Genomic DNA, 12,055 nt, shown 5'->3' on the forward strand with positions numbered 1-12,055 from the left:
CGACCGACGTCAACAATACGAGTGGGAACGCGCATGGATATCACAGATTTCTACGACACTTTTTTCGAGGAGGCTGAAGAGCTCCTCGGGGATATGGAGCGTCATCTGCTCGAACTGGATGTCGACGATCCCGACAGCGAGCAGCTCAATGCCATTTTTCGGGCGGCCCATTCCATCAAGGGGGGAGCGGGGACGTTTGGTTTTGATGCGCTTCAGCACACCACGCATCTGCTCGAGAATCTACTCGACTATGCGCGGCAAGGCGAACTGACCCTGAGGCGTGACATCGTCGATACCTTTCTGGAAGCCAAAGATATGTTGCATGACCAGCTCAATGCCTATCGCGATGGGGAGGAACCCGATCCCGAGGCATTTGACCGAATCTGCAAGACCTTGCAGCAACTGGCCCTGGACGAGATGGGCAAGAGCGTCGATGGTGAAGTCGTATCGGACTCGGCTGGGTCGGAAACGCCGGATGCCAATCCCGACGCCGAGTCGGAAGAGATGCCGGAATCGTCTTCGGTATCATCGGATTCCACCGGAGAAGCGACTGAACAGGATGAAGCATCGGACGCCGGGGCGTCACTGTTGACGGTCGCGTTGTTAGGGGTCGATGACGAGAACCGTGGTTTGTTGGCGGAAGAGTTGGGCCAACTCGGCGAAATCAAGCATCAGTCCGGTGACGATAGGCGCTATGAAGTCACTCTCGAGACAACCGCGAGTGCCGATGACATCGAAGCGGTGATGTGTTTCATCATTGATGATAGTCAGGTCGAAATTCAGCAGGCATCGGCATCCTCTGAGGCGCCCGCCGAATCGGCGTCAGCCGACAAGCCCCAGGCACATGCCACCACTGATGCTGACACCAGAACCTCGTCTGACGACACCAAAACCTCGTCCGCCGCCAAAACCAAGGCGAAGCCCAAAGCCAAGGCGGGCGAGTCGACCTCGATTCGCGTGCCGGTGGATAAGGTCGATCAGATCATCAACCTGGTCGGCGAGTTGATTATCACTCAGTCGATGCTCGATCAAACGGTCAGTGAACTGGACAGTACGGCGAATAGTTCGCTGACCAGCGGTGTCAGCCTTCTGCAGCGTAATGCGCGCGACTTGCAGGAAGCCGTCATGTCCATCCGTATGGTACCCATGGATTATGTGTTCAGCCGTTTCCCACGCTTGGTGCGCGACCTGACCGCCAAACTCGACAAGGATATCGAACTGGTGACCGAGGGTGAGTCCACCGAGTTGGACAAGAGCCTGACCGAACGCATCATCGATCCCCTGACGCACCTGGTGCGCAATAGTCTCGACCATGGCATCGAGATGCCTGATGCCCGTGAAGCTGCCGGTAAACCCCGGACCGGGAAGTTGACGCTGTCTGCCCAGCACCAGGGGGGTAATATCCTGATCGAGGTCATCGATGACGGTGCGGGACTCAACCGCGAGAAGATTCTCGCCAAGGCCGAGGCCAATGGTGTGCCCACGTCGGATAACATGAGTGATGATGACGTATGGCAGCTGATATTCGCGCCAGGCTTTTCAACGGCCGATGAAGTCAGTGACGTCTCCGGACGTGGCGTCGGTATGGACGTCGTCAAGCGCAACATTCAAGCCATGGGCGGGCATGTCGAGATTCAATCCGAACCGGGGGTGGGTACCACTACCCGCATCGTTCTGCCGCTGACACTGGCGATTCTCGATGGCATGTCGATCAAGGTCGGCAATGAAATCTTCATTCTTCCCTTGGGCGCCGTGCTCGAATCCCTGCAGCCACGGAATGAGGACCTCTATGCCATGGCCGGCGACGATATCGTGATGAAGGTGCGTGACGAGTACCTGCCCGTTATCGCCGTGCATGAAGTCATGGATGTACCGAATGCGCAGACCACCATGACGGACTGTATTGCCGTGATCGTGCAAGGGGAAGGGCGACGTTATGCCCTGCTGGTTGATGAATTGATCGGTCAGCAACAGGTCGTGGTGAAGAACCTGGAAACCAATTACCGCAAGGTGCCGGGCGTGTCGGCGGCAACCATCCTGGGTGACGGCAGTGTGGCCCTGATCCTGGATATCACCGGCATGCACCGCCTCAACCGTACCAAGAGAGAAGCGCGCCGGCCCTTGCCGGGCGGCGTTAACCAGCCAGTGCCTTTGAAGGAGGTAGAAGAGTCATGACAACTCTGGATTCCGCCAGCACCGCCGCCGTCGAGGCGCATAGTCAAGAATTCCTGGTCTTTTCACTGGGCGATGAAGAGTACGCCATCGATATTCTCAAGGTGCAGGAGATTCGTGGCTACGAGAATGTGACCCGTATCGCCAATGCGCCGGAGTTCATCAAGGGCGTGACCAATCTGCGCGGCGTGATCGTGCCGATCGTCGATCTACGCATCAAGTTCCATCTCGAGAAGGTCGAGTACGGTGGTCAGACCGTGGTGATCGTGGTCAATGTCGGTGAGCGTATCGTCGGTATTGTCGTCGATGGGGTATCCGACGTGATGACATTGACGCCGGATCAAATCAAACCGGCACCAGAATTCGGTGTGACCTTGTCCTCCGACTTCCTGAGCGGTCTGGGCAGCCTGGAAGATCGCATGCTGGTGATCGTCGATATCGACAAACTCTTGACCAGTGAGGAAATGGCACTGGTGGAGAGCGTCAAGGAATGAACGGCGTCACATAACGAACGATAACAAGCCGAACGGCCCTGCACCCTGACGAGGAAGGATGCGTTTCCGTCTTAGGGAGCGCCACTCGTGGATGTTGTTCATGCCGGTGTTAACCCACCCATGGTTGGCATCGGTGTGTATTGGGAACTGGTGATAAGGGAGCAACGTGAAATTACTCGACAATATGACGGTACGCATGAGTTGGGCATTGGTGCTGGTGGTCTTTGCCCTGCTGGTCCTGGTGCTGAGCGGACTGGGCCTTTATGCCGTGAATTACAGCGAGGATGCACTGGCACGCTTTGATTCGGTGAATGTGGATCAACAGTCAACGCTCAACCGGGTCAATGCGACCATGAGTCATGCGCGCATGGAGATGGCCGAGATCCATGATGCCTTGGAAAATGCCACGACCCAGGATGATCGGGAAGCGGCTATCGAACGGGCCGAAGCGCTGGAAGACGAGCTTGCTGAAGCCGAAGCGGTAATGGACACCTTTCTCGAACTGCCGGCGCGCGATGACCATGAGGCCTTGATCGATGAGGTCGAGGCGAGCTTTTCCACGTTGATGGACGAGGCCCTTTGGCCGCAGCAGCAGGCACTGGCCGGCTATGGGCTGACCGAATACAGCAACCATCTCGAGACTGCCGGAGAGCTCAATGACCGCTTCTATCAGGATGCCGTCGATTTTTTTCGCGCAGCAGAAAGTGAAGGCCATTCGCTATACGAGGATTTCTTCAGTGTTGCCAGTCTGCTGAAGTGGAGCATTATCGTTGCGCTGGTGATTTCAGCCGTGACCGTCACGGTCGTGTTATGGGGAGTGACGGTCAATGTCATTCGTCCTCTCAACCGGGTGATTGGCCATTTCGACCTGATCGCCAAGGGAGATTTATCAGAACCCATCGAACAGCGTGGCAACAATGAAATCGGTCGTCTTTTTGCTTCCCTGGCACATATGCAGCACAGCCTGGCGGATATCGTCGGGACAGTACGACGCAGTGGCGGCCTGATCCATCAGGGAGCACAGGAGATCTCGCAAGGCAATAGTGATCTTTCGGCACGAACCGAACAGCAGGCGGCTTCATTGCAGGAGACCGCCTCGAGCATGGAAGAATTGACCTCGACCGTGACTCAGAATGCCGACAATGCACGCCAGGCCAGCCAACTTGCCGTCGACGCCTCACGGACGGCCACGCGTGGCGGTGAAGTGGTGGGCGATGTCGTCGGCACCATGCGCGAGATCGATCAAAGCTCCCGAAAAGTCTCCGACATCATTGAAGTCATCGATTCCATCGCTTTCCAGACCAATATCCTCGCACTCAACGCTTCTGTCGAAGCCGCACGTGCGGGAGAGCAGGGGCGAGGTTTTGCCGTAGTAGCCAGCGAAGTGCGTAATCTGGCGAGTCGTAGTAGCGATGCAGCCCGAGAGATTCGTGATTTGATTGAAGCGTCCGTGGCCAAGGTCGAGACCGGTACCTCGCTGGTCGATCAGGCCGGCAAGACGATGGATGACATCGTCGCATCGGTCCAGCGTGTGACCGATATCATGGATGAAATCGCCGCGGCCTCCGAGGAACAAAGTCATGGCATTGGCCAGGTCAACGATGCCGTTACCCAGATGGATCAAGTGACCCAGCAGAATGCTGCGCTCGTTCAGCAGGCCGCCAATGGGGCCAGTGAGCTTGAGGTGGAAGCCGGACGGTTGCGTGACGCCGTTTCGCTCTTCCGGCTAGCGGAGCGGGATGCACCAGAAGCCGAGGGGGGCGTGCGTCTGCCCCATCGTCAGCTCCCGTCTTCATCCGGACCGCAAGGGAAACCGGCGGCGGAACCGACTCGGAGTGATCGTACAGTCACTCGCAGCACTGAAGAAGAGTGGGAAGCGTTTTAACGTCACTCGATATCGATTCAGGAACAGGATATTAGGATGCGTAACAATCAACCGGTGACCCAGCGCGAATATGAGCTTCAGGACGATGATTTCCTGATCTCGCGCACCGATCTCAAAGGACGGATCACCTATGCCAATCCGGCCTTTGTCGAGGTCAGTGGCTTTCCTCAAGAAGAACTGATAGGCGCACCGCACAATATCGTGCGTCACCCCGACATGCCGACGCAGGCGTTCGAGAACCTTTGGGAGACATTGCAGTCCGGCGACACGTGGAATGGCTTGGTCAAGAATCGCCGCAAGGATGGGGACTATTACTGGGTTCGTGCCAGCGTGACGCCTATCGTCGAAAATGGCGAAACACTAGGGTATGCCTCGGTGCGCCTCAAGCCGAGCCGTGAGGAAGTGGCTCAGGCCGAGCGAGCCTATCGTCAGTTACGCGAAGGCAAAGGCAAGCACTTGCGGTTGAATCGTGGGGCGCTGGAGCGTCGTGGAATGGTGGGCTGGTTGGGACGACTCAATCTGAGCACCACGCGAGCACGATTGGTGTCGATCATTGGCCTGGCGGCAGTGTTACTGATTGCCAGCGGCGGTCTCGGCATCTATGCCCAGAATGAGTCCGGGCAGCGGTTGATGCAGCTCAACGAGAATGGGCTTCGGGATGTGGCGCGTCTGCAGCAGATCGAACAGCTGATGGTGCGTAGTCGCGACAGGTTGGGCGATCATATCGATAGTCTGCGAGCCGACGAAATGGAGCAGGTCGAGGCGGATGTCGAAGATTCGATTGAACGTATCGAGTCCCTCTGGGGTGAGTATACGTCTCGTGAGGTGAATCAGAGCGCAGAGACCGAGGTGTTTTCCGAAGGGCTGCAACGCTATATCGATGATGGGTTGCTGGCGACGCTGAACGGCCTGACCGGGGGTGATCAGTACGGTGCCTACAGAGCCTACAATGATGTATTGGAGGATGATGGGGAAGAACTGAGTGAACAGATCAATGCACTCGTCGCGGCCAAGCAGGAGGAGGCCCGTGAACTTGCACAGGCGGCCAGCGACGCACAACAACGCCTGTTGATCGTTCAGTCGACGTTGCTGATCGTCGGTCTGGCGTTCCTGGTGTTGTTGGGGAGCATGACGATCAAGGCATTGCTTAGACCGCTACGCGAGTCCCTGCATTTCACGCTGCAGATGGCTGCCGGCAACCTCGGCGTCAAGGCGCCCGACCATGGTCGTGATGAAGTGGGACGACTGATGTACACCCTCAACATCATGAAGAATTGCCTGGGCAGTATCGTCAGTGATGTCAATTCCGGAGTATCGGTCGTGACGCCGGCGTCGCGCGATATTGCCTCCGCCAATGAGGATCTGTCGTCGCGGACCGAAGAGCAGGCGGCGTCACTTCAGGAAACGGCGTCGAGCATGGAGCAGATGACCGGGACGGTTCGTCAGAATGCGGACAATGCGCGCCAGGCCAGTCAGCTCGCCGTCAACAACGTGTCGAGCGTCGGGGAAAGTGGGGAGTTGATGAGTCAGGTAGTCGATACCATGGGGCGGATCACCGAAAGCTCCAACAAGATGACCGAGATCATCGGTCTCATCGACTCCATCGCTTTTCAGACCAATATTCTGGCGCTCAACGCCTCTGTCGAGGCTGCTCGTGCTGGTGAGCAAGGGCGTGGTTTCGCCGTCGTGGCTGGCGAGGTTCGGAGCCTGGCCGGTCGCAGTGCCGATGCGGCCAAGGATATCCGGGAATTGATCGACAGTTCCGCACGCGAGATCGATAGCGGTGCATCGTTGGTCAAGAAAGCCGAAAGCTCCATCGGCGACGTCGTTGCATCGTCGCAGCAGGTCAATGACATCATGGGGGAAATCACTGCCGCGTCAGAAGAGCAGAGCAGCGGATTGAACCAGATCAATCAGGCGATCTCTCAAATGGACGAGGTCACCCAGCAGAATGCGGAACGTGTACAGGCCTCGGCACGTGCGGCGGCGGAACTGGAAAATCAGGCACTAATGCTGTCCAATGCAGTCGCAGCTTTCCGCCTGTCGGGAAGTGGTGCGGAAACCGTTAAAGAGGCACGAGAGGATGTCAAAGCCCTGAAAATGCGTGCCGACAAGGTGGAGAAGCGGGTCGCTCAGGTCGATCGGGACGCTGAAAGGGTCGATCAGCAAACGGGTGAACTCACGGCTTCGTCGAAGGGTGATGATAACCGTCAACTGGCGAAAGCGACGGATGATTGGGAGGCGTTTTGAATCAGATACCCCCGGAACAGCCGCCGGCTCAGTCATGGCCGGTGTCCAGTATGCTGGAGCGCGATCTCGTACTGACTGATGCCGATTTCGCGCGTATCCGGGAGTTGATCTATCAACGGGCCGGAATCGTGCTGGCCGAACACAAGCGCGAAATGGTGTACAGCAGGCTTGCCAAACGTTTGCGCCACCACGGGCTGACGCGCTTCAGCGATTACCTGGCACGCCTTGAAAAGCAGCCGACCGCCCGTGAGTGGGAGTCGTTCACCAATGCCTTGACGACCAATCTCACTGCCTTCTTTCGCGAGGCTCACCACTTTCCTTTACTTGCCGATCATGTCGCAAAATGTCGCGGTCCGGTTCGTGTCTGGAGCGCCGCGGCATCGACCGGGGAGGAGCCGTACTCGATTGCCATGACGTTGATCGAAACGTTAGGCAACCGTGCCAAGGATGCCGAGGTCGTGGGAACGGACATCGATACGGAAGCTCTGGAGCGTGCGCGGGCGGGGATTTATCCCATGGAGCAGGTTCGCAAGCTCGAAGAATCGCGCGTCAAGCGTTTCTTCCTCAAGGGCAGCGGTGAGCGCCTTGGTCTGGCCCGGGTGCGTCCCGAGGTGTCGGAGATGGTCGAGTTTGGCACGCTCAACCTGCTGGCCCCTGAGTGGTCGGTGAAGGGGCCGTTCGATGCCATTTTTTGTCGCAATACCATGATCTACTTCGACAAGAAGACCCAGGCACGAATCCTGGAACGCTTCGCCCCTCTGCTGAAGCCGGATGGCCTGTTGTTTGCCGGTCATTCGGAGAACTTTTCCTATATCAGCGAGCGATTCCGTCTTCGCGGTCAGACCGTGTATGTACTGTCGCCGCGCTGATGCCACGACGGGGACTCCCGTCCCGTGTCGCTTCCATATGACCCATGAACCTCATGGGTCATTTTCTTTTGCGTTTTGGTTAAAGAGATCGAGACTCCCGCCGATATCGCCTATATCGGATGCGCGTCACGCCACGGGCTGGGCGTTGCGATATGGGAAAGGAGACACGCCTTGAGCGCAGCGAAGATCAAGGTCCTGTGCGTCGATGATTCGGCACTGATTCGGGACCTGATGACCGAAATCATAAATAGTCATGATGACCTGGAGGTCGTGGCCGTGGCGCCGGACCCCCTGGCGGCACGAGACCTGATCAAGCAACACAATCCCGATGTGTTGACCCTTGATGTCGAGATGCCGCGTATGGATGGCCTGGACTTTCTCGAGCGGCTGATGCGGTTGCGACCGATGCCGGTACTGATGGTGTCGTCGCTGACCCAGGCGGGGTCGGAAGTCACGTTACGGGCTCTGGAATTGGGTGCTGTGGACTTTCTGGCGAAACCGTCGCTGGGGATTCGCAGTGGCATGATGGAATACGGCGAAGTCATCGCCGAAAAGATACGGGCGGCGGCACGTTCGAGGCCTCGTCAGGCCCGTTCCAAGAACAAGCCGGCACCCCGGCCAGTCGAAGCGCCGATGGTCTCGAGTGAGAAGTTGTTGATCATCGGCGCATCGACCGGCGGTACCGAAGCGATTCGCAATGTGCTTGAGCCGCTACCGCCGAACTGTCCCGCCGTGATGATCACCCAGCATATGCCGGGGGGGTTCACCCGTTCGTTCGCCGAAAGGTTGGACAAGCTATGTCGTATCACCGTGAAAGAGGCCCAGGAGGGCGAGCGCGTACTGCCTGGTCATGCCTACATTGCGCCGGGTGACACCCACCTCAAGCTGGGACGCAGCGGTGCCAACTATGTGGTACGTCTGGACAGCGGGGCACCGGTCAATCGTCACCGCCCATCGGTTGATGTGCTATTCAGGTCGGCGGCCAATGTGGCGGGCCGCAATGCGATCGGCGTTTTGCTGACAGGAATGGGTAAGGACGGTGCCGCTGGGTTATTGGAAATGAAACAGGCCGGTGCAAGAACCGTCGCGCAGGACGAGGAGAGCTGTGTGGTGTTCGGCATGCCTCGTGAAGCGATTGCGATGGGTGCGGCCGACGATGTGGTGCCGTTGATGGATATTGCGCCGCGCCTCATGAAGCTGGCTGCCGAATCGGGCCGTGCCCAGCGTGTTTGACGCAGGGAGATAAAGGATGTCGTCACAGACGATCAACTCTCGATAACGATAAATGTGAAGAGGATATGCCGGCATGATGTCACTTCTACGCAACTTGAGTCTCAACATCGTTATGAGCTGCGTGCTGATCTGCTTCGCAGTGTCCATAGCCGTGATCGCAGGGCTGGGATTCATCGCCAATCAATCGGCGGATGAGTCCTTGCAGACCATCAATCAGATCAATGTCGAGCAGTTGAACGAAATCAACCGTGCTGACGCATTGCTCAACTCCGCACGCATCAGTCTGGAGGTGTCATCCAACCACATCATGCTGGGGCGTATGGATCTCGCCAACTCCGAACTGGATGTCGCGAGGGACAAGATCGAACGGGCCCATAACCGCTACCAGAACTTCGTCGAGACCCCCAAGACGGACCAGGGGCTTGAGATGGCGGAAGCCGTCGAGAGCAGCTTTGGTGCCGTCTTCGAGCTGGTCGATGAACAAGTGGCCGCGCTCGATGACGCCAACACCCCCTTGTTCAACGAACTGCGTGCCGAGCTGGAAGAGCCCACGGAGACGTTGAGTTCGGACATGACCGAGTTCGTGAGCTACGCCAATGAGCGTGGCGACGTGCAAATGGCGGGATACGAGGCACAAATCGAGCGTTTTCAGTGGATCGGTCTGGCGGTGCTGGGCGTTACGGTATTACTGCTGGTGCTGATCTACCTGGGGCTGCGCAAGCTCGTGACCGAACCGGTGCGGGCTGCAGTCACGGACCTGGAGTATATCGCCGAGGCGGATCTTTCGCATGACATCGAGGTATATGGGCGCAACGAGATTGCACAGTTGTTTGCCGCCATGCGCAAGATGCAGCAAGGCTTGAGTCAGACGGTTGGCACCGTGCGCGATAGCAGTAACTCCATCCATGTCGGCACGCGTGAAATTGCCAGTGGAAACTCGGATCTGTCATCGCGGACCGAAGAGCAGGCATCGTCGCTTCAGGAGACCGCCACGAGCATGGAGCAGCTCACCACCACGGTAAAACAGAACGCCGATAATGCGCGTCAGGCCAGTGGGTTGGCGACCGACGCCTCGAGTACGGCGCAGCGAGGCGGTGAGGTGGTCGATCAGGTGATTTCGACCATGCATGGTATTTCCGGCAGCTCTCAACAGATTGCCGATATTACCGGAATGATCGATTCGATCGCTTTCCAGACCAACATTCTGGCACTCAACGCCTCGGTTGAAGCGGCTCGCGCCGGTGAACAGGGGCGTGGGTTCGCGGTCGTTGCTGGTGAGGTACGTAATCTGGCGGGTCGCAGTGCGTCGGCTGCCAAGGAAATCAAGGAACTGATCGATAATTCCGTAACGCAGGTTCAGGAAGGTTCGACCCTGGTCGAACAGGCCGGGGAGACCATGAAAGAAGTTGTGGCAGCGGTCAAACGCGTGACCGATATCATGGACGAGATTTCGTCGGCGTCGCAGGAGCAGAGCGACGGGATCGAGCAGGTCAGTCATGCGGTCAACCAGATGGATCAGGTGACCCAGCAGAATGCCGCGCTGGTACAGCAGGCAGCGACTGCGGCCATGTCGCTCGAGGAACAAGCCAATCGGTTGGAGAAGGCCGTGGCGGTGTTCCGTCTGGCCGATGAAGCGGATACGTCAAGTGAGAATACGCCTTCCCTGCGACATCAGACGGCGCAAGCCTCGGCCGGCAATTCGACTTCCAGTCGTCATGCGGCTGAAGAGTCTGCCCCGCAGCGGGATGACGTTTCGTCACCCCGTAGTCTGCAACATCAATCGTCACAGCCGCAGAAACAGCAGAGCACGGTGACGGAAGACGATTGGGAAGAGTTTTGAATTGTTGGCGGCCGGCATCGGATCGGTCGCATTCATTTACGTTGAGTCAATGAGGAGCAGCAATGGCCAACAAAGATATGAGCATTCTGGTAGTGGATGACTTCCCGACCATGCGTCGGATCGTTCGCAGCCTGCTCAAAGAACTGGGATTCACCAATGTCGAAGAAGCCGAAGACGGTCAGGATGGCTTGTCGAAGCTCAAGAACGGCAACTTCGAGTTCGTGGTGTCTGACTGGAATATGCCCAACCTCGATGGTCTGGAGATGCTTAAACAGATCCGTGAAGATGATGCTCTGAAGGATTTACCGGTCCTGATGGTGACCGCCGAAGCCAAGAAGGAAAACATCATCGCTGCTGCTCAGGCCGGTGCTAATGGGTATGTGGTCAAGCCCTTCACCGCCGCGACGCTGGAAGAAAAACTCAACAAGATTTTTGAAAAGCTGGGCATGTAACGGACTGGAGAGGTAATGGTCATGAGTGATAACTCTCAGGATGCATCGCAACAGCATGCTCCGGATGATCTTGTCCAGCGTATTGGTCATTTGACCCGGATGCTGCGCGAGAACATGCGCGAACTGGGTTTGGATAAAGAGATCGAGCGAGCGGCGGAAGCGATACCGGATGCCCGTGATCGATTGAGCTATGTCGGTTCGATGACGGAACAGGCTGCCGAACGGGCGTTGAATGCCATCGATCGCGCACAGCCGATCCAGGACGAGATTGGTGCGCAGGCACAGGCCCTGGATGAACGATGGAAGGCCTGGTTTGCCGATCCTATCGAATTGGAGCAGGCCAAGGAGTTGGTCAACGACACGCGCAGCTATCTTGGCAGGGTGCCGGGACAGACTCAGGCAACCAATGCCGAGTTGATGGAGATCATGATGGCCCAGGACTTCCAGGACCTGACGGGCCAGGTGATCAAGAAGATGATGGATGTCATACGTGAGATCGAACATCAATTGGTGCAGGTGCTGCTCGACAGCGTTCCTGAAGGCGAAGGACGAGCCTCGATGCAGATGCGCGCTGAAGGGCAATGGAAAGCCGATGAGCAGCGCGAGAAGTCATTACTCAATGGACCGCAGGTCAAACCTGAAGGCGAGGATGTCGTGAATTCTCAGGATCAGGTCGACGATCTGCTCGACGAGCTTGGATTCTGATTTACTGCCGGTCATTGCCTTCCTCATTTGAGCCGACGGCGTGGCAATCGTGAATTAACGCACGATTCGTCCCGCTGTTCGGCGTATTGCCCTTGCCCGCCTTTCACGATAATGCCCGATGTCCTAGTTCCAGCCAGGATTGATGTACACGGGCC

The 12,055-nt window shown here is 57.4% G+C and carries 9 protein-coding genes; all 9 read left to right on the forward strand.

Annotation, left to right across the window (positions count from 1 at the left end; all coding sequences use genetic code 11):
* The first annotated feature begins 33 nt into the window (after window positions 1–33).
* The gene (gene cheA / locus BLW01_RS16525) at window positions 34–2,175 is read left to right on the forward strand and encodes a chemotaxis protein CheA (protein WP_092571722.1); all 2,142 of its coding nucleotides are present in this window, start codon (window positions 34–36) and stop codon (window positions 2,173–2,175) included.
* Window positions 2,172–2,666, forward strand: coding sequence for a chemotaxis protein CheW (gene cheW, locus BLW01_RS16530; RefSeq protein ID WP_092571724.1), 495 nt, complete (start codon window positions 2,172–2,174; stop codon window positions 2,664–2,666). Before cheA ends, cheW begins: the two co-directional genes overlap by 4 nt.
* A gap of 166 nt (window positions 2,667–2,832) precedes the next feature.
* The gene (locus tag BLW01_RS18905) at window positions 2,833–4,551 is read left to right on the forward strand and encodes a methyl-accepting chemotaxis protein (RefSeq protein ID WP_280513663.1); all 1,719 of its coding nucleotides are present in this window, start codon (window positions 2,833–2,835) and stop codon (window positions 4,549–4,551) included.
* Between the two features lie 36 nt (window positions 4,552–4,587).
* Complete coding sequence (locus tag BLW01_RS18910) at window positions 4,588–6,801, forward strand: methyl-accepting chemotaxis protein (protein ID WP_092571726.1); 2,214 nt, start codon at window positions 4,588–4,590, stop codon at window positions 6,799–6,801.
* Window positions 6,802–6,851: 50 nt separating this feature from the next.
* Complete coding sequence (locus BLW01_RS16545) at window positions 6,852–7,670, forward strand: CheR family methyltransferase (protein ID WP_092571728.1); 819 nt, start codon at window positions 6,852–6,854, stop codon at window positions 7,668–7,670.
* 171 nt (window positions 7,671–7,841) lie between these two features.
* A complete protein-coding gene (locus BLW01_RS16550; RefSeq protein WP_092571730.1) occupies window positions 7,842–8,903 on the forward strand; it encodes a protein-glutamate methylesterase/protein-glutamine glutaminase in 1,062 nt (353 codons plus the stop codon).
* A 73-nt stretch (window positions 8,904–8,976) separates the two neighbouring features.
* A complete protein-coding gene (locus tag BLW01_RS16555; protein ID WP_092571731.1) occupies window positions 8,977–10,743 on the forward strand; it encodes a methyl-accepting chemotaxis protein in 1,767 nt (588 codons plus the stop codon).
* A gap of 62 nt (window positions 10,744–10,805) precedes the next feature.
* Window positions 10,806–11,195, forward strand: coding sequence for a chemotaxis response regulator CheY (gene cheY / locus BLW01_RS16560; protein ID WP_092571733.1), 390 nt, complete (start codon window positions 10,806–10,808; stop codon window positions 11,193–11,195).
* A 21-nt stretch (window positions 11,196–11,216) separates the two neighbouring features.
* Window positions 11,217–11,900, forward strand: a complete 684-nt coding sequence (gene cheZ / locus BLW01_RS16565) for a protein phosphatase CheZ (protein ID WP_092571804.1) — start codon at window positions 11,217–11,219, stop codon at window positions 11,898–11,900.
* Window positions 11,901–12,055 lie beyond the last annotated feature (155 nt).

The sequence above is a fragment of the Aidingimonas halophila genome (genome assembly GCF_900106955.1).
In the GTDB taxonomy this organism is placed as follows: Bacteria; Pseudomonadota; Gammaproteobacteria; order Pseudomonadales; family Halomonadaceae; genus Aidingimonas; species Aidingimonas halophila.

Excerpts from the sequence above, each read along its gene's own strand:
- cheA (WP_092571722.1), top strand. The coding sequence starts at position 34 with ATGGATATCACAGATTTCTACGACACTTTTTTCGAGGAGGCTGAAGAG.
- cheW (WP_092571724.1), top strand. The coding sequence starts at position 2,172 with ATGACAACTCTGGATTCCGCCAGCACCGCCGCCGTCGAGGCGCATAGT.
- BLW01_RS18910 (WP_092571726.1), top strand. The coding sequence starts at position 4,588 with ATGCGTAACAATCAACCGGTGACCCAGCGCGAATATGAGCTTCAGGAC.
- BLW01_RS16545 (WP_092571728.1), top strand. The coding sequence starts at position 6,852 with ATGCTGGAGCGCGATCTCGTACTGACTGATGCCGATTTCGCGCGTATC.
- BLW01_RS16555 (WP_092571731.1), top strand. The coding sequence starts at position 8,977 with ATGATGTCACTTCTACGCAACTTGAGTCTCAACATCGTTATGAGCTGC.
- cheY (WP_092571733.1), top strand. The coding sequence starts at position 10,806 with ATGGCCAACAAAGATATGAGCATTCTGGTAGTGGATGACTTCCCGACC.
- cheZ (WP_092571804.1), top strand. The coding sequence starts at position 11,217 with ATGAGTGATAACTCTCAGGATGCATCGCAACAGCATGCTCCGGATGAT.